Source organism: Vibrio sp. Vb1729 (genome assembly GCF_033338655.1).
In the GTDB taxonomy this organism is placed as follows: Bacteria; Pseudomonadota; Gammaproteobacteria; order Enterobacterales; family Vibrionaceae; genus Vibrio; species Vibrio alginolyticus.
Genome location: NZ_JAWOTB010000011.1, coordinates 317522 through 340946 on the forward strand (window position 1 = coordinate 317522; position 23425 = coordinate 340946).

Genomic DNA, 23425 nt, shown 5'->3' on the forward strand with positions numbered 1-23425 from the left:
ATATCCAAAATGTTAATAACAAAATGATTTACTAAACCGTCAATATGACGGTTGTTTTAAATAATTCCAACAAAATGTTGGTTTCTTATGCAGTTAGAATCGGTATAGAATGAGAAAAATAAGGAAAGCTTGGTAACGGTATGGACAAGTTTGATCATAAGATTGTGGATCTGCTCAGGCACAACGCTCGGCTGTCGGTGACTGAAATTGCGGATAAAGTAAACCTTTCTCGTTCTGCGGTAACGGCCCGTATTCGTAAGCTAGAGCATGACAAAGTGATTCTAGGGTATCACGCTGAAATTGCGCCTTCGGGTGGGGATTCGATTTGCGCCTATTTTGCCTTAAAGTTCGATAAATCAACCTCTACGTATTATTGCGAATCATACGCGGACGAGTTATACAAAATTGATGGCGTAAAATGGTGTCATGCGATCAGCGGTGAGACGGACATGATGGTTTTTGTCGAAGTGCCTACGATGGCTCGCTTGAACGAAATCAGAGATCAAATTCAACGATATCCAGAGCTTCGAAACCTGATGACTCATACCGTCTTAGCTGAATTCTTTAACACGACTGGGAACCTGTTTGTGAAGTGACCATGAATGGATGCCATGTTGAAAACCCTTCAGAGCGAATATGTTAAACAACATTAATTTGAATCTACTTAGATCCTTGCATGTACTTTTAGAGGAGTGTCATGTCAGCCGGACCGCAGACCGTTTGCACATTACGCAGTCTGCCGTCAGTCGACAGCTTGCACAATTGCGCGATCTGTGTGGTGACCCACTGCTTATTCGTCAAGGTAATCAACTGATACCAACGCCACGAGCAATAGCGTTAAAATCAAAGCTTGATGCATTACTGGCTGAGTTTGACCATTTACTCGATGACCAACCTTTTGAGCCGCGGCAGTGGCAAGGTGAGCTTGTTATTGCTTCTAGTGACTACGTGGCGCAATACGTATTGCCCGATATTGCCTCTCACTTGGGTGAACAAGCGCCACAGTTAGATATGGCGTACCGACTGTGGCAACCCAACTTTCTTGATAAACTTCATGAGACGGGCATCCATATCGCGTCTTCTATGTATCCAGAAAAACCACAGAGTGTGTCGAGCGTTAAAATTGGTGAGGATTCATCAGTTTGTTTGATGAAATCTTCTCATCCGTTAGCAAAGCAGGACCAGATCAGTATTGAAGACTTGATTTCATATTCACACATCAAAGTGACTGGCGGCGGAGACAAAGATTCCTACACTGATTTAGCATTGAAAGAGCTAGGGCACACCCGCCACGTTACCTTTAAGGTTCCATTCTTCTCTGCTGCGATCAATCGCTTAGTTGCAAGTGAGCACCTGATGGTGGCTCCTGAACATATTGCCGTTAACCTCGCTAAGCATTGGGACTTAACCCATAAAGCATTACCACTCGAAACACCTATTCATCAATATTGGTTAATGTGGCACCCCAAATACGACACGGATCCTGCGCATAAATGGGTGCGAGAAGAGATTCGCTCAGTAATGCAAATTTCTGAATATTCCATTCGCTAATACGTACACCGTTTAGCTATGACTTGAAGTCATGATTAGTATGAATAACTTTGATTTCTAATTATACCTCTTCCGTTGATAGAGTGAGCGTCAAAGAGGGGAGATTCTTATGACACTAACAGTTTGGTTATCACTTTTTACCGTGTGTTTATTAGGGGCTATGTCACCAGGTCCCAGTTTAGCTATTGTCGCTAAGCACTCGTTGGCTGGTGGACGTATCAATGGATTAGCTACGGCTTGGGCTCATGCGTTTGGCATTGGTATATATGCGTTTATTACCTTGATTGGGCTCGCTGTTGTTTTGCAGCAAAGCCCGATGCTGTTCAAGACGATTAGCCTTGTGGGTGCGGCATATCTTGCGTATTTAGGGTTTAATGCTTTGCGTTCAAAAGGTGGTGTGGCTGCGAAGTTGGAGTCAGGTGAGGAAACAACGGTAATCCAGTCTGCGCGAGAAGGCTTTTTTATCTCGATTTTAAGTCCCAAAATTGCTTTGTTTTTTATCGCATTATTCAGTCAGTTTGTCGCGCTCGGTAATGATTTGAGTAATCAGATGATCATTGTTGCCACGCCGTTTGTTGTGGATGGGCTTTGGTACACCTTTATTACCCTAGTGCTATCGAGCTCTAAAGTCGTTGACAGAATTCGCTCTAAGGCAGTGTTGATTGATCGTTTGTCAGGGGTAGTACTCATGCTGCTGGCTCTTAGAGTGGTCGTAACGGTATAGACAAGCTCGCAAGACAGAAATACTAAAAGCAGCCCGTGTGGCTGCTTTTCAAAAAAGCACCCTGCCATTTTAAGGACAGGGTGAAAGCAAGAAGTTTCTCAGGAGCGGTCTGGGGAGAGAAACTCATCTAAATCTTATTTACTTACCGTCGAACCTCTTCAAATTCACCTTCAATCGCATCTGCTTTACCTGTATTAAATTCATATTCTTCGTGCATTTCTCTCTGCATTTTCTTGACGCGATTTTCAATACGCTTGCCGGTAATTAATGCTGCGATGGTCAACGGAATCGCAATGATCAAGCTAAATACTAACGTAAAAAAGCCGGTAATCAGTGCTAGTGCAGTTACAATAATCCGATTCATAATCATGACCTCTCTGTAATTTATGTGCTCAGATTAATGCTGTGAACATGAACAAAACATGAATGCTGACGTTTACTTTGTCCGGAGAGTGTCAAATGAATGAAACGAAAAAACGCCTGAGAGTGATCAGGCGTATAAACGGGGAAAAATATTAGTAATGCGCATGGCGCTTATTATTTAGAACAAATATGAGATATTGTCCGTTACGCTATGTGGTTAACGTTGTGGAGCAAAGTTCACCTATCGAGGGAATGTTTGGTAACGAACACCCATCATTTGTTCCATACAGTGCACAACTTGGCAGCTGTAACCGAATTCGTTGTCGTACCAGATGTAAAGTACACAACGCTTGTCTTGTGCGATAGTCGCTTGACCATCTACGACGCCTGCATGACGAGAACCAACTAAGTCAGTTGATACAATTTCTGTTGAATCGGTGTAGTCAATCTGTGCCGAAAGCTCAGAGTTCAACGCCATTTCACGCAAGTAATCGTTCAGTGAATCACGGTCTACGTCTTCACCTAAGTTTAGATTAGCGACTGCCATAGATACGTTTGGTGTCGGTACGCGAATCGCGTTGCCTGTTAGCTTGCCTGCAAGCTCTGGCAATGCTTTAGCAACTGCTTTTGCCGCACCTGTTGAAGTCAGAACCATGTTTAGTGAAGCACTACGTCCGCGACGGTCACCAGAGTGGAAGTTGTCGATCAAATTTTGGTCGTTTGTGTATGAGTGCACGGTTTCAATATGGCCAGAAAGAACACCATATTTATCGTTCAGAGCCTTAAGGACTGGCGTGATTGCATTTGTTGTACAGCTTGCCGCAGAGATGATGGTGTCATCTTCTTTAATTACCGACTCATTTACACCGAATACAACGTTTTTGATGTCACCTTTACCTGGTGCTGTTAGCAGTACTTTCTCTGCGCCTTTACACGCTAAGTGTTGGCTCAGGCCTTCAGAATCACGCCAAACACCTGTGTTATCAACAACTAGCGCGTTATTGATACCGAAAGCTGAGTAATCCACTTCGCTTGGGTTATTTGCGTAGATGATTTGGATGTAGTTGCCGTTAACGATCAGTGCTTTACGCTCTTCATCGATAACAATGCTACCGTTGAACTGACCGTGAACTGAGTCACGACGCAACAAGCTAGCACGCTTCTCCAAATCGCCTTTTTTACCGCCACGAACCACAATCGCACGTAGTCTTAGTGGGTAACCTGGACCACTTTTCTCAATGAGAAGGCGAGTAAGTAGTCGACCAATGCGACCGAACCCGTAAAGAACCACATCACGCGCTTTCAATGAAGAATCTGCGTCGCGAGCGCCATCAAGTGCAGTGATAAGGAAATCGTTTAGAGAGCTTGTATCGTCATGTTCATTCCAGTACATAGTTGCCAATTGGCCAACATCGACACGGCATGAAGAAATGCTCATTTCACAAAGCGCTTGAATAATAGGCATCGTGTGCTCAAGCGAAAGTGGGTTACCGGTATAACGTCTTGCAACGCGATGAGTTTTGAGAATGTCTATAGTAGTAGCATTAATAAGCGTTTTACCAAACAGAACCACTTCGATTCCTTTTTGACGATATAGCTTACCAATTAGAGGGGAAATAGATTCAGCAATCGTTTGGCTAGTTTGCCAGTCTTGGAGATATTTCTCTGGACTCATTGTTGTATTAGACCTTTCACGTTTTGGGGGCTAACCATACTCTCTGCTGTTGCCTCTTCGGCAGCGTGCAAGAGTGTGGTGGGTTATGTAATCGGGTTGTAATAGTTATGTGTGCGGATTCTAAGGTCGGAGTCCTTATTCTGCTAGGAAAATTAAATCCAGTGTAAAACACTACTTAAGGGGACGTTAGTGGTGGATTAATGTGACTAAAGCAGTGGTTTTCACGTATTGACATTTAGAAAGTAACTTACTTTTTTTGCGATGATAACGTTTGCTTTCAAATTAGTTTTGTTGACAAAAATGGATATTTTGCATTTTTGTGTGATTTAACTCGATAAGGCAACTCAATAGGTAAACATACAATAGATGATTTCCTGAAAAGTGATGCGAATCTTAGTTGTGAGTGAAACTTTATTGTTTGCATCCAACTTTAAGATCAAAAAATATGACTTGAATCACAATTGCCACTTCATTAGCCGATGATAAAACACTCACAATAACCATAATCTAGGTAGGTGAATGTTGTTTGAAAGTAACAATGTCGTATATGCCTTTCAATGCAAGAAACTAGTCTAATATTAAATAAACGGATGAAATCAACCATTAGGCTGATGGATGTTGAGATTATCAATAAAAACACGCTTAGCACTCCTCGCACTATTACCCGCTGTGGTAATAGTGGTGTTTGCAGTTCAGCAGTTTTCTGATAATGCGTTGCGCGTGAGCCGTCTCAATCAAACGGTTAGCAATATTCAAGGTTTCCAATTTATATCCAAGGCCTCCCACTTTATTTACTCCATAGAGAAAGTACGCCGACAGCCTGATCTTCAAGTCTCTGCAGCCATTAATATTGAAGAACAAGGTGAAGTTATTTCTTCTTTGCATCAAAAGTTTGTGAGTAACCCTAATACTGCTGAGTATGCTGATGAACTGAAAGAAGCCATGCTGGGGGTATTGTCAGGTAGATTGAGTGAGATGGACGATCTGGGTGATTGGGCATTTCAACAGCTCCAAAATATGTCGCGCTCTTTGTTGCAAAATCATCAATGGTATGGCAGTGACGATGGCATTCGCATGCAAAATTTTATTGCCTACCTTGCTCAGCTCTCTTTTTGGACACAGAAAGAAGCTTGGCTGACGAACCGTTTAGTCCAAGACCCTAAGAGTCGGCTAAGTCAAAGTATGTTTTATCAGGCGATTGACAGACAGCAGCAAAATTTGGATGCGTTTTTAAACTTAGGTGGGTCATACGAGCAAGTGGATAAATTGCTTGGCTTGTTTACTTCGCCGAGATATCAGAGAAACTTGGCGTCTCGCGGACAATTAATGTCAGGAGACATGTCACAAAGTGACTACGCCGCGTATTTAAAAGAACTCGATTTTCGTGTGCAGCGCTTACAAGTGCTCATTGATGGGTTCACCAAACAAACTGAGCAGTCGCTTCTCACGCAGGTTCATGAACAAAAGGCCAATATAGCGATGATCAGTTTTGGCGTCGCCTTAGTGGTTATCCTGCTTTGTTGGCTCGGATTTAGTACTTGGTTCCGAGTTAACAGCAAACTCGATGCGATCATTCATACTTTAAACGCGTTGATCAACTCCGAAGAGAAGCAAACAAAAGTCAAAGTTGATGGAAGTGATGAACTGACCATTTTTGCTCAGCAAGTGAATCGAGTGGTTGAAGAAATGCAGAGACAAACTGAAGAAATACTGCATGCAAAAGAGTCAGCAGTGTCGGCTAATCGTGCAAAATCTGTGTTTCTTGCCAACATGTCACATGAAATACGCACGCCCCTTAACGGGATCATGGGCATGACAGAAATACTCTCTCAAAGTGAGTTGTCTTCGCATCAACAAGAAGTTGTTGATGACATTGACTCATCATCTCAAACGCTGCTTACTTTACTTAACGATATATTGGATCTCTCTAAAATCGAGTCTGGACGATTGGAGCTGTCACTAGTAGAAGCGGATATCCGAGAAGTCGTGTATCAGTCGATGATTTTATTCCAATCCAAAGCAACATCTAAACAGCTAAAGTTAGGTATTAATTTAGCTGAAAATATCCCCATTCGCGTGATGGTCGATGATCATCGTGTCAAACAGGTAGTTACGAATCTGGTATCGAATGCGGTTAAGTTTACCGAAAGTGGGCATGTATGCGTTGATGTTAGTTATGAAGAGTTACCTGAGAAAGAACGTGGAGTGCTGACGTTTAAAGTAGAAGATACCGGAATAGGCATTGATCAAGATAAGTTAACCACGATTTTTGAACCCTTTACTCAGGAAGATGAAGGAGTGTCGAGGCAATTTGGCGGCACAGGGTTGGGTTTGGCAATTTGTTGTCAGCTTGTGTCGATGATGGGGGGCAAGCTCGTAGCAACATCTACAAAAGGAGTGGGCACATGCTTTGAATTCTCGATTGAGGTTGAAGCAATTCCGGTGTTTGGCTGGCGTTCTGAGGTGATTAATAAAGGGCTTTTGATCTGCTCAAATTACGACTACGCCGACCAAGTATTAAAAGAGTGTCGCTTAGCGAAAATCAATCTCTTTGGTGTTAATAATGTGAATGAAGTGCAAGCGATAAATGATGACTTTGATGTCATATTTCTGTGCCACAGTAACGACGCTAATACCGATGAAATCTTGGATAATCTATCATTTAATTACGATCTTCGCCGTGTGATTATTTGCCAGCATCATTTATCCACTCCCTACGAAAATGCAGAAAAAGTACATGCCGTACTCACATTACCTTTCCTTGGCAATCGATTTAAGCATGTCATTGATGATTTAGCTAAGGTTGAAAAGACTATATCAAGTGACAATGTCACCAATAATGTTGTCAGCTCTGAATATCGAGCGTCGCGCTCTCATCGGAGGATCTTAATTGCGGAGGATAACTTGATGAACCAGAAAATAGCGAGTTTCTTTCTGGATAAAGCAGGTTATGACTATTTGATAACAAGCAACGGTCAAGAAGCGTTAGAAGCCATCACAAAGGGAGAAGAATTCGATGCAATTTTAATGGACTGCATGATGCCCGTGATGGATGGACTGACCGCGACGAAAGAAATTCGTCGTTGGGAAAAGAAAGCAGGACGTGAAAAAACGATGATTATCGCACTCACTGCGAGTGTTTTGGAAGAAGACATCCACAACTGTTTTGCGGCAGGCATGGATGCTTATTTACCTAAGCCGTATAAATCGAACCAGTTATTTGAGCTCTTTAGTGAATTAAAACTCGCCTAGCTAACATTTCAACTTAGACAAGGCGTCAAAACGATAAAGCCCCACTTCAGGGGCTTAGTTCTGATTATTCATTGTTGTGCGTTGGCTTGAGCGCCTGCGAGTTTGCGTATGGTTTGGCGATAGGTTAGGTATGCGGAAACACCAGCTAACAGGTTGCCGATACAAGCGCCTAAGAGTAAACCTCGGATTCCATCCATTTGAGCGCCAACCCACAAGCACGGTAGGAAAAAGACAAACAAGCGCAGCGCTGAAATAGTGAGCGCGGTGTAAGATTTGCCTAATGCATTACAAAGAGAAACCATTAGCATACAAACCCCTAATGAACCCAAACTGATCGGCACTATCAGTAAATGCATCTCCAAGACTTGCTCCACTTGCACATCACTTGTCATCAATAATGCGAGTGGGTTTGCGACGGCAAATGTAATGGCAGCAATCAAAAGTTGGAAACCTAGAATGAATTTTACGGCAATACTGACGAGCCTTTGGATATCTTCATAGTTCTTTGCTCCAAGTAAGCGTCCAACCATTGGAGGCATAGACATTGTCAGCGCCAAGACCGAAACGATAGCAAAGAACTCATAGCGTGAACCAAGCGCCCAAGCGGCGACTGCTGCGGTTCCAAAGCTTGCCAATAATTTTGTTGCTAGCATGGAAGACAACGGTGGCAGCAGTTGGCTAATCATCGCAGGGCCCATAATGTTACCGATAGATGCAACACTTTTGGCTACGTTAAGATCTTGCCATTGTGTCGTTGCCCAGTGATTCTTTTTCACGCGAGGAGCGACGACTAAAATACCAAACCCAAAAGCGACGATGGTTGCTATTGCCGCTCCGTTAATACCCAAGTCAAACGTGAAAATAAATAGCGGATCGAGTACAAGGTTCACGCCGCTGGTTATCATCATCATTGTGCCAGGTAACATTGTATTGCCATTAGCTCGGCAGATACTGTAATAAAAATACAAAACCGCACCAGTCCATGAGCTTAATAACCACCAAGGCCAGTAACTGTCGATTATCGGCATAACAGATTCTGGAGCGCTTAATAGAGCTAAAATGGGGTAGCGCAAAAGCCAAATTAGCCCGCCAAAAATAGCGACACCAATTGAGCCGATCATCAATACCAATCCGCCAAGTTGTTTGGCATACCGACTTTCATTCGCCCCAAGAGCTTTAGAAATGACCGCTGTCGTTGCGATCCCTAGACCGACTTGAATGCCGATAATGACCATTTGCAAAGGCAGAGTGAAACCTTGAGCGGCTAACGGTAAAACGCCGAGCTGACCGATAAACGCGCTATCCACAAGCTGAAAGCTCATTAAAGACAGAACGCCAAAAAGCATTGGCCAGGTCATTGTAAATAATTGTTTTGCAAGCGTTGGTTGTGTACTTGTCGTAGTTGAAGACATAGAAAGCTGAATGCGTTAGGAATAAGAGTTAGATTGATTGTACACGGCGGTTAGTTTAGAGACAAAAATAAACCCCGAGGAAGATATTCTTGCTCGGGGTTCGAAAATCTAGCTTACGCGTTTATTTTTTGCCGCTAGTTTGCTTGTCTTCTTCAGTCAGCTCACGAATGCGACGGCTGATGTCACGACGTGCTTTAGAGATCTCAGCGCTTTTAATGATGTGGTCATCAACACGATCTTCATAGTCTGCTTTCATATTTTTGATGATTGCGACGATTTCATCGTGAGTCATTTCTGGTTTGATGTAGTCTAGAAGGTTTTCTAGAAGATCAACACGTTTACGGTTATCACGAACTTTCTTCTCGTTATCAAGAAGCTCACGTTTTAGTTTGTTTTTACGACGAGCTTGGTTAACGATTTCAAATACGCTACTCATAGTTCTCTTTCCTAATTTTATGAATATCTTCCTCGATTAAAGCACAACATCCAGTGGCATAACAGTCTTTAGATCAATAGCAATGCAGAGTTGAACATTTCTCAACCAATTGCGCTGTGTCCATATAATCGTGCTGCTTTCTTCGAGTTTTGGCCAACATCGTAGAATCCATCGATTCATTGTCATAACGTGGCCTTCACTATATTATCAACACTATTGAATGCAAAATGATGAACTTGATATGGACTCTGGTAACACTGCGGAGCAAGTAAATAGTCAAGATAATGAGCAAGTCACTCGCTCTGTGGCTGAAAAGTTAAAAACGGCGTATATCAACGCACGCGAGCAACTCGAAATCATCGAAGTTGAGCTTAATCGTTCAAAAATAATGATGGTCGACCAAGATGGCAATTTGACGAGAGTGCCGATTCTCTCGGAGCATTGATACCTGACCCTATTCGTAAGGGGTGTCAGGTCTTACGCTATGCTTTAGCCTGACACCAACACCTGAACCGCTAACGCTTCTTGCACTGCTGTGTGAATTTATGGCGTATGATTTCGAAGCGATTTAGGTACAAAGTCAAATGCAAAAATAATAAGGAAATGCATTATGAAAGTTGAGCTAACGGCAATTGAAGCACGAGTTATTGGTTGCTTGATCGAAAAAGAAGTCACTACCCCAGATCTTTACCCCCTCAGCCTGAACGCATTAACCAACGCGTGTAATCAAAAAAGCAACCGTGATCCCGTGATGTCACTCTCTGAGTCAGACGTACTCGATGCCGTTGATGCTCTTATTGAGCGCAGGCTCGTCAGTGACGAAAGTGCGTTCAACAGCCGCGTCAGCAAGTATCAACACCGTTTCTGTAATACGGAATTTGGTGATTTAAAGCTGACAGAGCAGGAGAAGGGCATTGTATGCTGTATGCTTTTGCGCGGTGCTCAAACACCTGGGGAAATTCGTACTCGTACTAATCGTCTCGCGACATTTCATGATGTAAAAGAAGTGGAAACGGTCCTTGAGCATTTAGCAAGCGAAGAGAAAGGACCATTAGTGGTCAAATTACCACGTGAGGCTGGTAAGCGGGAGTCGCGTTATATGCATTTGTTCTGTGGTGATGTTGATGCGTCCGAACTTGCAGCGCCTGTGTCTGCTGCAAGCTCGAGCTCCGATCGAGTAAGTCAGCTAGAGCTCGAAGTCGCTCAGCTGAAAGAAGAGCTGGATGAATTAAAAGCTAAGGTTGAGTCACTGCTTTCATGATGGAAAATACAACGCAGCGTTGGAGTGTCTATCTGATACGAAATAATCGCAACGCGTTGTATTGTGGTGTTACCAATGATGTTGAACGAAGATTCAATCAGCACCAAACCGGAAAAGGAGCGAAAGCTTTGAAGGGAAAAGGCCCTTTGGTATTGGAATGGTCATCGGATTTTGAGTCAAAGACGCTTGCCATGCGAGCAGAGTACTATATTAAGCAACTAACTAAAGCGAAAAAAGAGCTGCTCGTTATGTCAAAAGCAAATATTGTCGTCGACGAACATCAACAAATGATGTTAGAGATAGTGGCACTCTGATAAGCCCTTGCTACGCAAAGATACACGGAAACCGCCTATGTCACATTGGCGGTTTCTTTTTGTTTTTGGAGTACCATGTAGGAATAAACTGACGCATAATGGGCTGGTGTTCTGTTTACAGGTCCTGAGTATGAAAAGCGCGAAATGTCTCTACGTCATCGAGACAAAGGAAGCGACTCAATGTACTTTATTTGCATCCACTCAGACCAAGAACCAATTTACTATTGAAACAGGCACTAAGAGGAAGGTAGATTACAAGAGTATAGGATGACTCGGCTAGGTAATGAATAGAGCTGAATTAGGCTCATAAAAAAGCTAAAAGAGCAGTAGATGAAAAAAGCGTTAGTATTCTCCCTGATTTCAATGGCCGCTTTTGCGCCGAATGTGCAGGCCACCCAAGTTCTTAATGGGTATTGGGCATATCAAGAGTTTTTAGACCAGTTTCCACAACAGAAGCAGCTAACTAGTGCGTTGGCTGAAGTGGTAAGAGAAACCCCTGTACCCGTAGCAAAAGACAAGAAGCGTCCACTGAAAATTTCTGTTGTTTATCCAGGGCAGCAGATCTCTGATTATTGGATTCGAAACATCGATGCGTTTGAAAAACGCCTAGATAAGCTTGATATCGACTATCAACTAAATCAGGTGTTTACTCGTCCTAATGCAGATATAAAGCAGCAAAGTTTGTCTTTAATGGAGGCGCTGAAAAGCAACTCCGATTACTTGATCTTTACTCTAGATACCACAAGACATCGTAAGTTTGTTGAGCATGTCTTAGATTCAAAGAAAACCAAGTTAATTTTACAAAATATCACCACACCTGTTAGGGATTGGGAACATCATCAGCCGTTTCTTTATGTTGGTTTCGACCACGCAGAAGGAAGTCGTGAATTGGCCGTTGAGTTTGGCAAGCGTTTCCCTAAACATAGCCACTATAGTGTTCTCTACTTCTCAGAGGGCTACATTAGTGACATCAGAGGCAACACTTTTATCAACCAAGTGAACCGCGATAATCAATTTGAACTACAATCTGCTTACTACACCAAAGCAACAAAGCAATCTGGGTATGAAGCTGCAAAAGCCAGTTTGGAGAAGTATCCGGACGTTGACTTCATTTACGCGTGTTCTACCGATGTAGCATTAGGTGCTGTTGACGCTCTTAAAGAGTTAGGTCGTGATGATGTCATGATCAATGGTTGGGGCGGCGGTTCAGCAGAGTTAGAGGCGCTTTCTAAAGGGGAGTTAGACGTTACCGTTATGCGTATGAACGATGATACAGGTATTGCAATGGCTGAGGCCATTAAGTGGGATTTAGAAGGAAAGCCAGTTCCCACTGTTTACTCTGGTGATTTTGAAGTCGTTACCAAATCGGACTCTCCAGAAAGAATTGAAGCATTAAGAAAACGTGCATTTAGATACTCAGATAATTGATGACAACTACATCAAAAACAAGAAAGCGTCGCTCACTGTCGACGCTTATTACCAAAATAATTATTCTCGTACTTGCTCCGATCATTCTAGGCATCTTTGTTCAGAGTTATTACTTCTCGAAGCAGATTATTTGGCAGGAAGTCGACCGAACCAAGCAGCAGACCTCTGCCCTGATCCTGAACATTTTTGATAGCCATTTTGCAGCGATTCAGATTCATCACAACAGCAATTCGAAAAGTGATGTTGTATTGGATTTTTATACAGAACGTGATGAAGAGGCACTCAATTACTTTTTCATGAGTATTGACCAGAGTGATCCTTCCCATACACCAGAGTTTCGTTTCCTAACCGATCATCAAGGTATTATTTGGGACGATGGCAACGCGCATTTCTATGGCATCAACAATCTGATACTTAGCCGACTTGCCAGTCAGGTGACCTTTAGCAACAACTGGTATTATCTACCCTCACAGACCCCGATGGGAACTCGCCATCTGTTACTTCGTCGCGTACCCGTTTTACAACCTAAAACCGGTGAAGTGATGGGGTACTCTTACAATGTTGTTGTTTTAGATAATAACTTTGGGTTGATGGAAAGGCTAAAAAATGAAGGCAACGTCGACAATGTTGTGTTGGTCGCTAACAACACACCATTGGCAAGTTCATTAGTAGGAGATGAGGCTTATCAAATATTTGACGTACTCAAACGACGAGAGTCCCAGCACAAGCTTGACCAATTATTGATCATCAAAACCCCTATTGAGGTAAATGCCGCCGAGACTGACTTGTGCTTGCTTACTGTGCAAGACAATCAGAGCGTGGTGACATTGCAAATCCAACACCTGCTAGCAATGCTAGCCTCAGTTATCGGTATGGTCATGATTGCGCTAATGACTAAAGAATGGATCGAGAATCGTGTAGTTGAAGAGTTAGGATCCCTGATGGCATATACTCGCTCGGCTCGTGAAGAAAAAGGATTTGAGCGTTTTGAGGGGTCAGATATTGAGGAATTCGATCATATTGGTTCGACACTAGAAAACACTTTTGAAGAGCTTGAAGCACAAAAGCGGTCTTTCCGCGACCTGTTTAACTTTGCGTTATCACCTATTATGGTGTGGTCTGAATCGGGTGTACTTGTCCAAATCAATCCGGCAGCACGCAAAGAGTTAGTCATGGAAAACGATGTTGAAACCATGCACCCAGTGTTCAAAGGTTTCAAAGAAAAGTTGATGCCACACCTTCGCATGGCGGCTCAGGGAGCTACGTTGACAGGCGTTAATGTGCCAATTGGAGACAAAGTATATCGCTGGAACTTATCGCCGATTCGAGTTGATGGAGATATTAGCGGTATTATTGTTCAAGGTCAGGATATAACCACGCTTATTGAGGCGGAAAAACAGAGTAACTTGGCGCGCAAAGAAGCAGAGAAATCTGCTCAAGCCCGTGCCGACTTTCTGGCTAAAATGAGCCATGAGATCCGAACGCCAATCAATGGAATTTTAGGGGTTGCTCAATTGCTAAAAGACTCTGTGGAAACAGAAGAGCAGAATAACCAAATTGACGTACTTCGGCATAGTGGTGAGCACTTACTTGCTGTTTTGAATGATATTTTGGACTTTTCGAAGATTGAGCAGGGTAAGTTTAATATCCAAAAGCACCCGTTTTCTTTCACTGATACAATTCGAACGTTAGAAAACATTTATCGTCCTATTTGTGAAAGTAAAGGCGTCAACCTTGTCATTGAAAACAAAATAGATCCCAATGTTGAAATCTTTACTGACCAAGTTCGTCTGAACCAAATTTTATTCAACCTAGTCAGTAATTCTGTGAAGTTTACGCCCTCGGGTAGCGTGCGCTTGCATGCGGAACTGGAGCAGTTCTATGGTGCTGACAATAGCGTGCTGGTCGTGGAAATTACGGATACAGGTATCGGCATCGAGTCTGACAAACTCGACCAAATGTTCGAACCTTTTGTTCAAGAAGAAGCAACAACGACTCGAGAATACGGTGGTAGTGGCTTAGGGCTGACCATTGTGAAGAGCCTTGTCGACATGCTGGAAGGTGATGTTCAAGTCCGCAGTCAGAAAGGTTTAGGAACGACTTTTGTCATTACAATGCCAGTGAAAGATCGTGAGCGAGTACTCACCCCTCTTGATTCGAGTTTGCGAGTTAAGCCAGGTGAACTATTTGCAGAGAGTCTCAAAGTGTTGTTGGTAGAGGATAACCATACTAACGCATTCATTCTAAAAGCGTTTTGTAACAAGTACAAAATGCAGGTTGATTGGGCGAAAGATGGGTTAGAAGCAATGGAATTCTTAAAAGATCATACTTACGATTTGATACTGATGGACAACCAACTTCCGCATCTTGGTGGAATTGAAACGACCAAAGAGATCCGACAAAAGCTAAAACTAGGCACGCCAATTTATGCGTGTACTGCTGACACCGCGAAAGAAACCAGTGACGCCTTTATGGAATCGGGTGCAAATTACGTGCTTCTCAAGCCGATTAAAGAAAATGCGCTCCATGAAGCATTTGTGGATTTTAAACAGCGGTTCTTAGTCGAGCGAACATGAATAATTGGCTCACTACGAGATAACCCAATTATTCATTATCTGAAAAGCACAACACCATGACTGTGGGTTGTGCTTTTTTGTATCTGACCCTTTTACTCTTATACAAATCAGACTTTATTGGTCTCGACGTTTGTTGTGTACATCGCTGCATTTCAAGTTCAAACATAGTGTTGTGTTACTTAGATTTCTGCCCCTTCACTGACACACCCAACGTGATTTCAATCACAAAAAGATATTTACTTAGCGTGCTAACTATTTTATATTACTTAGCACGCTAAGTAATTGAGTAGATCTTATGATTCAAGACATCAACAGTTTGCGAGACCTTTCTCTGGCTGAAAAATTATCTCGTGTTGCTCGTTTGTGGAAAATGGTTGCAGATCGCGAGTTAGAGCCTTTAAACCTAACGTATCCGCGTTGGACTGCGTTATGGAAGCTTTATCGAATGGGTGACAACATCAGTCAGAAGCATTTGGCTGAAGCGCTTGAGATCGAGTTAGCGTCGTTGATGCGAACATTAAAATTATTAGAAGAGCAATCTCTGATCGTTCGCCATTGCTGTGAACACGATAAGCGAGCACGTATTGTTAGCCTCACAGAAGAGGGGAAAACCCTACTAAAGCAAATGGAGGCTCGAATTCTTCAAGTTCGAAGCAAGCTCCTAACGGACATCAACGACCAGGAACTTCAGCAGCTTTCATTGATTCTTGATCAGATTGCTCACAATGCGCTTGATTCACTTAGCGAATAAGTCAGAAAACCGAATAAAAAGAGAAGTAAACGCCTATGACTCCAGATCAAAAATTCGCACGTTGGATCAAATATTCTTGCGTCGCGTTTGTCCTTGTCTTTGCCTATTTTCTAGTTGCAGATCTCGCCATGCCGTTGACGCCTCAGGCAATGGCAACGCGTGTGGTAACTAAAGTGGCCCCCCGTGTGAGTGGGCAGATTACGCATCTTTATGTTGCCAACAACCAAGAAATAAGCCAAGGCGATCTACTATTTCAGATTGATCCCCAGCCTTATCAGCTCGCCGTAGAAAAGGCTCAACTTAACCTTGAGCGTGTGATTCAAAACAACGAACAACTTGATGCTTCTATTGCTGCGGCAAAAGCAGACGTTGAAGCGAGCAAAATCGTGGCGGAACAAAAAGTTCGCGAAGCAAAACGTCTTAATACCCTGTTTCACCGTAATGGTACTTCGCAACAGCAGCGCGATGACGCACAGAGCAGTGCAACGGCAGCTAAAGCGAACTTACTGGCCGCACGTGCACGTTTAAAAGAGTTGGAAGTAAACCGCGGTGATTTAGGCGCGACGAATGTGAATATCCGCGTAGCGCAAAACCAGCTAAAACAAGCGGAACTTAATCTGTCTTACACTCAAGTCTCGGCGGAACATGATGGCGTTGTCGCTAACTTGCAGCTGGAGACGGGGGCCTATGCGGCAGCTGGTACACCTCTTGTCGCTTTAGTCTCCGATGACGTGGATATCATTGCCGACTTTCGTGAAAAGAGTTTACGACACTTTAATCAGAACAGCCGTGCGTTAGTGGCTTTTGATAGCTTACCTGGTGATGTATTTGAAGCTCGTATTACGAGTGTGGATGCCGGGGTCAGCTCGGGTCAATTCGATGCGGATGGTCGCTTAGCAACACCAACTGACTCAAACCGTTGGGTGAGAGACGCGCAGCGCTTACGTTTACATTTAGCTATCGATGAGCCTCAGCAGCGTGCATTTCCAGCAGGGGCACGAGCAACCGTGCAGTTGTTGCCAGAAAACGCATTATCTGGCTGGTTAGCGAGATGCCAGATCCAATTCTTGAGTCTTCTTCATTATATTTATTAACGAGGAGGCGATATGAAGTTATGGGACCACCCCATGTCGGAAAACGACTTCCGTCAGTGTTTGCGCATTGCAACTGGTGCGACTATTGGTTTCACTTTATGTAAAGTATTTGGTTGGAACTATGGCGTATTCTTTACTGTAACCCCGATGCTGTTACTTGGAATGGTGCCAGTCATGAGTCTACATGCCGCACGACAACTGATTTTTTCAGCGGTTGTGTGTGGATTAGAAGTTGGGGTGCTTGGTGGATTGTTTGGTGGGCACCCAGGCATGATGACAATCATTGCATTCGGGTTGTTCCTATATAAATTCGCCTGTATGTCAAAAGGGAGCTTGTTCTTATTTGGAGCGAACAGCGTACTGAGCTTAAGCATCATGCTGCATTTTGCTAGTTATCCAACCACTGACTTAAATGACCTAATATTTAGCAACCTGCAAGCGAATGTTATTTCAGTGATCGTTGCTTATGTGGTGACATTTTTGATTCCCGATGCGGAACCTCGTCAGCCACCAGCGAAACCGTCGCAGCCTAAACAGAGTCATCGAATGCGTCATGAAGCCCTTATGGGGGCGAGTATCGCTACAATGTCTTTCCTTGTATTCCAGCTATTTGACCTCAGTGACTCTATGTCTGCTCAGGCGACAACCTTACTTTTATTGTTTCCTATGCATTGGAACGGTGCTTTAGGGTATGCGCGAAAAAGAGCAATGGGGACCTTGATGGGGGTGACCTTTGGTATTGTCGGACAACTTGTATTATACGATTGGTCGGATACCTTATTGTTTATCGTCCCATTGCTTTGGATTGGTGCAATGATGTTCAGTTATATGCACGTGAAAGAGTCTAGCGGTTCGGGAGCCGGATTTGGCGGTTTAACCACATTAGGCATTTTGTTCGGCCAATATCTTACTCCGGATGGTGACTTAATGTTCAGTGCGCTGTATCGCGTGAGCAGTATTTTGTTTGCTATTGTTGCGACGCTGCTTGTGACCTATACGGTTCACAGAATACTCAACAGCTTTGAGGCGACGCGCTTTAGCGAGCAGTAAGTTCAGACGTTACTGGTTAGAAAGGATTGCTCCAGTAACTCTGTTTTTAGTTCGTGAGTCATCGCAATGGGACTGGCAAACTTAATTCCAACTACCCATCCCTTCACCAATTTCTTAATGTTGGCAATGACACATCGATTTTCTTCTCCGATATAGTGGCTTAACGGGCATTCGATGGTAACACTCTCACCCACGTTGAATTCGGGCTCAATCAAGGTTGATATACCAACACCTGCTAGAGAGAAATCGATAAGGCTACCGTCGTAGACATTCCCTGCATGAATAACGTTACAGTCCATTTGCAACTTGTAACGCTCATGTTCCCGAACTGGTTTGGTTGCAAATGTTCCTGGAATGCGGATAAACAAAAGGGGGGATGGTCGAACGGTCGTCGTCAGCACGCTGGACTTAAACGCAATGACATGGCCTAACTCCGTATCTGATACTCCACGCACGATGATATCGGCGTTGGGGAGTTTTCTCATCACTTGCTCTTCAAGCAAACGCATTGGTATATCAAGAATCAAATAAGCATTTTCTTTCATCCCAAGATAAGTGGTGGAATACGTATATTGATCCTTAGGCCCAAATTCGAAATTAGTAGAAAGTTTCATTCCCGGTTTGAGAAACCTATGCAGTTCATCTTTAGTATGAGTGGCTGGCATCACATTGGCGTTTTAATTTTTAGTTAAGCTGAGGCTATCAAAACGCCATTTTGTTATTCAAGATAGTAAGGCATAAGTTTTTGTAAAATCATCGCTATCTGTGAAGTGGTGGGCGATAAGTTTGGCTCATTCCACCTTTCATAAAGATTTGGCTTGCCACAATACTGCCGCATGTGACCAACATCAGCGCTAACCAAGTGAGAGAATCTGGTTGTTCACCAAAAATTGGAACGGCAAGAAGTGTCGCGACGACTGGAGTTAATGAACCAAAAGCAGCGCTGGCTTCGGCACCGATGATCCTAATTGCATAAATGAAAGTGAAAGAAGCGATTAAACCTGCGCCAACACCTTGTAGCATCGCGTGGCCAAATAACTCCTCCCATGGCCACTGGCTGAACGGTGTTACCACCAAATAACTGTCTACCCACCCGAAACCAACGGCGATGATGAGTAGAGCCAAAGACGCGATTGCAACGAATCCTGCACAGACGTGTGCATTAAGATTGGCGACACGAGCGCTGATGGTGAAAGCAGCCCACATGATGCTGCCAGTTAGAAACAGGATATGCCCTTGCAACTGAGACCAGTTGTACTCTGCGCCGCTATTAGAAAGAAGGAATACGAAAATCCCTAACAACACCGTAGAAAGCCCGATTAAGCGGTGAGCACTCAGCGACTGTTGATAACAAAGTACCGCGATAGCAGAAACAAACAATGGCAAAGTGCCAGGTACTAATGCACTGCCGTGAGCCACGGGAGCGAAATGCATAGCCGTTCCGACGACCAGAAGATAGGGAAGGCCGCTTCCAACCACAACACCAACCAGGTAGCGTTTAGGCACTACGCGCAGCGACTGTTTATGCTTAATCACAAATGGTAATAAAATTATACTTGGGATTAGAAAGCGAACTAACGCGATATCGGCTGGCTGCAAGGCAGAAATTGCGCCCCCTTTTAAAGAAATAAAGAAACCAGACCAAAGCAGTAAGGTCGTTAATATAGCAGCGTATCCCAAGATCATTATCGACATGTCCATTTGTAAATGATGTGTTAATTGTTGAATAAAACTCTTGCCAAAGGGAGGCAAAGTTTGACGTAATTAGGCTTGATATTGGTGATAAATTGCGTATAAGTGTTAATTGTTGGTGATTAAAGGCATGGAAGAATAAATGGATAAAATTGACAGGCAACTTATCAACCTAATGCAGAAGGATGCCACTCTGACAACGGCAGAACTTGCTGACCAAGTAGGGCTATCGGCATCACCTTGTGCAAGGCGCATTAAGCGTTTGGAGCAGGAAGGTGTAATTAGTGGTTATCGAGCTATTGTGTCCAGAGACACTGTAGGCATCGCGATGACTGTATTTGTTGAAGTGAGTTTAAATAACCACCAAGCTTCTTCGATTGATGAGTTTGAACATGCCGTTGTTGAGATGGATGAAGTGATCTCATGCCATGTCGTATCAGGGGCCTATGATTACCTGTTAGAGGTGGTCAGTAAAGATCTCGCTGGTTATGAAACATTTACTAGAAAGTTACAGCGATTAGAAAATGTGAAAGATATTCATACCCACCTGGCGATTAGACAAGTGAAAGGAAATGGCAGTTTGCCGATTTATGCATAAGAAAGATGAAATTTTTCGATAGACTTAAGATTGCCCACTATCATCGAAAGCGATATAGACAGTTTGGTAAAGACAGAGCCCGAACTCTGGGATGGGCAGATAAGTATAGTCAGATCAGCCGTTTTGAGGCGTTGTGCCGAGGGTTAACGTTAGACGGTTCAAGTATTTTAGATATTGGGTGCGGCTACGGAGACTTGTTAGCGTTTATCGAACTTACGGGGGGGCTTCCTCAAAGCTATATTGGCATTGATCAGCAAAAACAGTTTATCTCTGAAGCCAGAAAACGAGATTTTCGTACGCAAAGTAAGTTTATATGTGGCGACTTTTCAACGTTGGTATTGCCTCGTTGCGACTTTGTTTTTGCTTCCGGATCATTGAACTATCAATCCACCAACCCAAATCATACCATTGAAATGATTGATAAAATGTACCGAGCGACAGAGAAAGGTTGTGTGTTTAACTTGTTGGATGAATCCAAACTACCCAGCATGAAAATGTTAGCGTCGCACAATAAAGAAGGTGTCTTTCGCTATTGTCGGTTGCTGTGTCCGAATACACGATTGATTGAGGGATACTCCGAGCACGACTTTACGATTGCCATGATCAAAAAAGCGAAGTCCGTTTCCTGACTCCGCCTTATAAATTCTTAAGCCTTATTGGTTTTTGTATTGTGAGATTTCACAGTTACCTGTGTATCTATCAACCTTGAATGAGAAAGCGGCTGAATGGTATTCCCTCCCATCACTCCATATTGTTTCTCCGAAGATTTTACAAAGATCCAAATCACTGATTGAACCGAACTCTTTTACGTGCCTAACTACTGACAAAAACTTGGCTTTGGTAGCATTAGGACACTCCCTGTTACTTAATCGATTGATAACCATGTTTGTAGCATCATCTCCAGCCAAATGTGACTTTTTATTAAATTTTATTAATGGCTAAACTAACCAAAAAATGTCCATAAGTAAAGCATTAATGTGACGTATGTCTCTATAAATTGATTGTCTTGGTCATGGTTTAGTCAAGTTTGTCAAAGGGAACAATCCCATTATTTACATTTGATATCATTCACGACTAAGGAAAGATAAAAAGCACGAATAACGTCCAATATTGGAGTGAAAAACCAACATCGTCTATTCAAAACTGGCTCTGTTTTTACTTCGAAACATCTTGAGCGTATTGAAGCGCTCGGGCTTCTTTATCATAGACTTGTGACAGAGTTTGATATTGTGAAGAGAGGCGCTTGTAATCTTCAGCAAGTTCCAAAGCGTTGGTGTTATACCATTCCGCAGTTATTTGATTGGCTGTTTTGTTTGACTCGCGGCACTTCTGGGCCAGTATCTCCCACCCATTTGCTGACCATTGGGATTGTGTGCTCAATTTAAGCAGCTGATTCGCTTTAGTTGTGAGCTCTTCTTTGTATTGAATCGATGCTTTTAATTGCGCTTTGAACACATTTTGGTTCGACTTGGCACGCCAAAGTAGCACGAGCTCATGCAGTGAAAAGGTTTCGGACAATAACTGACGCTGTTTATGTTCGGTCAAAAGTGTATTGAATACCTCAACATGCTGATTGTAATTGGACTCTAAACGATTGAATTGGGTAAGATTGTCATTCCACGACGATGGGTTACATTGAATATTGGCGTGCCCCGTTATCGGGAACAGAAGAAATAGTAGTATCCAATTGAGTCTGTTGATCATTATTGCTCGCGTTAGTTGACCTGCTCTTTTGAGTATATACCCAAATTTCTACGACATGCGTGCTGCTGGTGGGATAAGAATAAAGAATGAAAAGGAAAAGGGCATGAAGAAAATTCTCGTCGCATTGATTGTCATGCTGTTGCTCGGCGGAGCGGGGACTGGATACTATTTCTTCTTTATGCAGAAAGATGAACCTGAAGCACCAAAGGCTACACAAGTCGAGCAATCGTCACTGCAAAAAGAAACATCCAAACCGATTCTGGATTTAGAAGCCGTTCCCCCGGAAGTTACCGAGTACTACGTTATTGAGCGTCGTGTCAATGTTTACAACAAGCCTAACCCTAATGCTTTAGTTGTCGATACGCTCTATAAGGGAGAAAAAGTATCGGTGTTAGAAAAAGTAGATGGGTGGTACCGAATCTCCGGCTATCTTGTCTATGAAGAGGGTGGAGAAGAAAAAGCCGAATGGTTGAATGCTGAAGGGTTATCGGATGCAGAGCCAGTTATTAAAGAGCAAGAGCGCTTAGAGATATTGGATGAATACCTACAGAAGTCGGATGATTTAAAAGTTCACTTGGATATTTTCCGTAAGAAAACACAGCAATTGTTAGACGATGAAACCTGTGATCCGAGTGATTTTGAGGAGCTCGGAGGCTGGGTTCGTTCTGTGACGTTCAAAAAGCGCAACGTTTACTTCATCTATTGTGGCGGTTTGGAGCAAGAGAACAAGATCTACTTAGATGTTGATAAGGGCGATATTTTTTATCGATAACTCACCACCAATTACACTAGTTTTCTAAAGACGTTTTGATAAATGCAATAACGATGCAAACCTGAAATCAGAGATTTATAACTTTTTAGTTGTGAACCATAATCAATAGGAATACTATCAACGAGTCAAGTGACCTAACTTGGCTCTTTGTGTTTTTAGTGAGTTCCTATGCCTTGGATTTACCTTAGAAAGTTGATTTTGCTGCTATTTGCAATGGTATTGCTACCAGTGCATGTATCTGCTGCGCAAATCGACCACAAGGCTCACGTACCGCACTTTTCTAAGCTACAACCTTTTGTAGCCGTAAGTGTATCGCCAAACTCTTCCGTCGATTTTTCTGAAGTTTCAGAAGAAAGCTCTCAATCTCCAGTATCTGAAGGCCATGCAAGTCTCGATTCCGTTGCTTTGTTTAACTCTCAGCGCTGGACGTCTTACTTACGGGAAGGGCTTGATGACGAGCACGTAGATTTTGTCGGCGATCTCACTACTCCGTTTTACGCTGATGCGGGTTACGCATACAGCTTGATGGACATTAACTGGCGTCACAACCAGTCCACATTTTATCATTTCACAAGCGATCATCGCATTTCTGGTTGGAAAGAGACCAATGCCATGTACGTCGCACTCAATAGTCAGTTTTCTGCCTAAACACCATTTATTTGCACCATTGTGCACTCTTAACACGACGATTGTATTCGACAGGACGTGAGCGTTCTGAGCATTTCATACCCTGAATTTATTCTGGGAGCATCTGTCGTGTGTTAAGCCTTGT

Annotated in this window: 23 protein-coding genes; 16 read left to right on the plus strand and 7 right to left on the minus strand. The window is 43.2% G+C overall.

Annotation, left to right across the window (positions count from 1 at the left end; translation table 11 throughout):
* Positions 1-140 precede the first annotated feature (140 nt).
* From R7E29_RS06345 to R7E29_RS06355, 3 genes are all read left to right on the plus strand, one after another.
* Positions 141-596 carry an Lrp/AsnC family transcriptional regulator gene (locus R7E29_RS06345; protein ID WP_005373615.1) on the plus strand — a complete coding sequence of 152 codons (456 nt, stop codon included), beginning with the start codon at positions 141-143 and terminating at the stop codon, positions 594-596.
* Between the two features lie 40 nt (positions 597-636).
* Positions 637-1551, plus strand: a complete 915-nt coding sequence (locus R7E29_RS06350; RefSeq protein WP_017819875.1) for a LysR family transcriptional regulator — start codon at positions 637-639, stop codon at positions 1549-1551.
* A gap of 109 nt (positions 1552-1660) precedes the next feature.
* The gene (locus R7E29_RS06355; RefSeq protein WP_005373611.1) at positions 1661-2275 is read left to right on the plus strand and encodes a LysE family translocator; all 615 of its coding nucleotides are present in this window, start codon (positions 1661-1663) and stop codon (positions 2273-2275) included.
* Positions 2276-2417: 142 nt separating this feature from the next.
* Here R7E29_RS06355 and R7E29_RS06360 read toward each other — a convergent pair whose 3' ends face one another.
* Together R7E29_RS06360 and R7E29_RS06365 are read right to left on the minus strand one after the other, a co-directional pair.
* Positions 2418-2639, minus strand: a complete 222-nt coding sequence (locus R7E29_RS06360) for a hypothetical protein (RefSeq protein WP_021035939.1) — start codon at positions 2637-2639, stop codon at positions 2418-2420.
* 240 nt (positions 2640-2879) lie between these two features.
* Complete coding sequence (locus tag R7E29_RS06365; protein ID WP_025767937.1) at positions 2880-4313, minus strand: glyceraldehyde-3-phosphate dehydrogenase; 1434 nt, start codon at positions 4311-4313, stop codon at positions 2880-2882.
* A 615-nt stretch (positions 4314-4928) separates the two neighbouring features.
* Between R7E29_RS06365 and R7E29_RS06370 the strand changes: the two genes are divergently transcribed.
* Positions 4929-7565, plus strand: coding sequence for an ATP-binding protein (locus R7E29_RS06370; RefSeq protein WP_170896919.1), 2637 nt, complete (start codon positions 4929-4931; stop codon positions 7563-7565).
* Between the two features lie 68 nt (positions 7566-7633).
* Here the strand turns inward: R7E29_RS06370 and R7E29_RS06375 are convergent, their stop codons facing one another.
* Positions 7634-8977, minus strand: coding sequence for an MATE family efflux transporter (locus R7E29_RS06375; RefSeq protein WP_025767935.1), 1344 nt, complete (start codon positions 8975-8977; stop codon positions 7634-7636).
* 121 nt (positions 8978-9098) lie between these two features.
* Entirely contained in the window at positions 9099-9413 is a 315-nt protein-coding gene (locus tag R7E29_RS06380) for a DUF496 family protein (protein ID WP_005373603.1), read from the minus strand.
* Between the two features lie 220 nt (positions 9414-9633).
* Between R7E29_RS06380 and R7E29_RS06385 the strand changes: the two genes are divergently transcribed.
* The 8 genes from R7E29_RS06385 (at position 9634) to R7E29_RS06420 (ending at position 17887) form a co-directional block, all read left to right on the plus strand.
* Entirely contained in the window at positions 9634-9858 is a 225-nt protein-coding gene (locus tag R7E29_RS06385) for a hypothetical protein (protein ID WP_005385630.1), read from the plus strand.
* A gap of 165 nt (positions 9859-10023) precedes the next feature.
* A complete protein-coding gene (locus R7E29_RS06390) occupies positions 10024-10674 on the plus strand; it encodes a YceH family protein (protein ID WP_005373594.1) in 651 nt (216 codons plus the stop codon).
* On the plus strand, positions 10671-10988 hold the full coding sequence (locus R7E29_RS06395; protein WP_053304534.1) for a GIY-YIG nuclease family protein: 318 nt from the start codon (positions 10671-10673) through the stop codon (positions 10986-10988). The genes R7E29_RS06390 and R7E29_RS06395 overlap by 4 nt, the downstream gene beginning before the upstream one ends.
* Before the next feature lie 330 nt (positions 10989-11318).
* Positions 11319-12416, plus strand: a complete 1098-nt coding sequence (locus tag R7E29_RS06400) for an autoinducer 2-binding periplasmic protein LuxP (RefSeq protein WP_005385634.1) — start codon at positions 11319-11321, stop codon at positions 12414-12416.
* Complete coding sequence (gene luxQ, locus R7E29_RS06405) at positions 12416-14992, plus strand: quorum-sensing autoinducer 2 sensor kinase/phosphatase LuxQ (RefSeq protein ID WP_017635176.1); 2577 nt, start codon at positions 12416-12418, stop codon at positions 14990-14992. Before R7E29_RS06400 ends, luxQ begins: the two co-directional genes overlap by 1 nt.
* Positions 14993-15287: 295 nt before the next feature.
* Positions 15288-15743 carry a transcriptional regulator SlyA gene (gene slyA / locus R7E29_RS06410; RefSeq protein ID WP_017635177.1) on the plus strand — a complete coding sequence of 152 codons (456 nt, stop codon included), beginning with the start codon at positions 15288-15290 and terminating at the stop codon, positions 15741-15743.
* Between the two features lie 35 nt (positions 15744-15778).
* Complete coding sequence (locus R7E29_RS06415; RefSeq protein WP_005373588.1) at positions 15779-16837, plus strand: HlyD family secretion protein; 1059 nt, start codon at positions 15779-15781, stop codon at positions 16835-16837.
* A 12-nt stretch (positions 16838-16849) separates the two neighbouring features.
* Positions 16850-17887: a DUF2955 domain-containing protein gene (locus R7E29_RS06420; protein ID WP_017635179.1), complete on the plus strand. Its 1038-nt coding sequence runs from the start codon at positions 16850-16852 to the stop codon at positions 17885-17887.
* Positions 17888-17889: 2 nt separating this feature from the next.
* On the opposite strand, the gene R7E29_RS06425 is transcribed toward R7E29_RS06420, so the two are convergent.
* Together R7E29_RS06425 and R7E29_RS06430 are read right to left on the minus strand one after the other, a co-directional pair.
* Positions 17890-18552 carry a flagellar brake protein gene (locus R7E29_RS06425; RefSeq protein WP_054576118.1) on the minus strand — a complete coding sequence of 221 codons (663 nt, stop codon included), beginning with the start codon at positions 18550-18552 and terminating at the stop codon, positions 17890-17892.
* 94 nt (positions 18553-18646) lie between these two features.
* Positions 18647-19573, minus strand: a complete 927-nt coding sequence (locus R7E29_RS06430) for a DMT family transporter (protein ID WP_017635181.1) — start codon at positions 19571-19573, stop codon at positions 18647-18649.
* A gap of 148 nt (positions 19574-19721) precedes the next feature.
* Between R7E29_RS06430 and R7E29_RS06435 the strand changes: the two genes are divergently transcribed.
* Together R7E29_RS06435 and R7E29_RS06440 are read left to right on the plus strand one after the other, a co-directional pair.
* Positions 19722-20177 (plus strand): Lrp/AsnC family transcriptional regulator, encoded by a 456-nt coding sequence (locus tag R7E29_RS06435; protein WP_005373581.1) that lies wholly within the window; start codon positions 19722-19724, stop codon positions 20175-20177.
* 5 nt (positions 20178-20182) lie between these two features.
* The gene (locus R7E29_RS06440) at positions 20183-20806 is read left to right on the plus strand and encodes a class I SAM-dependent methyltransferase (RefSeq protein WP_054576117.1); all 624 of its coding nucleotides are present in this window, start codon (positions 20183-20185) and stop codon (positions 20804-20806) included.
* A 526-nt stretch (positions 20807-21332) separates the two neighbouring features.
* On the opposite strand, the gene R7E29_RS06450 is transcribed toward R7E29_RS06440, so the two are convergent.
* A complete protein-coding gene (locus R7E29_RS06450) occupies positions 21333-21881 on the minus strand; it encodes a hypothetical protein (RefSeq protein WP_017635183.1) in 549 nt (182 codons plus the stop codon).
* A 103-nt stretch (positions 21882-21984) separates the two neighbouring features.
* Between R7E29_RS06450 and R7E29_RS06455 the strand changes: the two genes are divergently transcribed.
* Together R7E29_RS06455 and R7E29_RS06460 are read left to right on the plus strand one after the other, a co-directional pair.
* Positions 21985-22653: an SH3 domain-containing protein gene (locus tag R7E29_RS06455; RefSeq protein WP_017635184.1), complete on the plus strand. Its 669-nt coding sequence runs from the start codon at positions 21985-21987 to the stop codon at positions 22651-22653.
* A 168-nt stretch (positions 22654-22821) separates the two neighbouring features.
* Entirely contained in the window at positions 22822-23301 is a 480-nt protein-coding gene (locus R7E29_RS06460) for a hypothetical protein (RefSeq protein ID WP_005373572.1), read from the plus strand.
* Positions 23302-23425 lie beyond the last annotated feature (124 nt).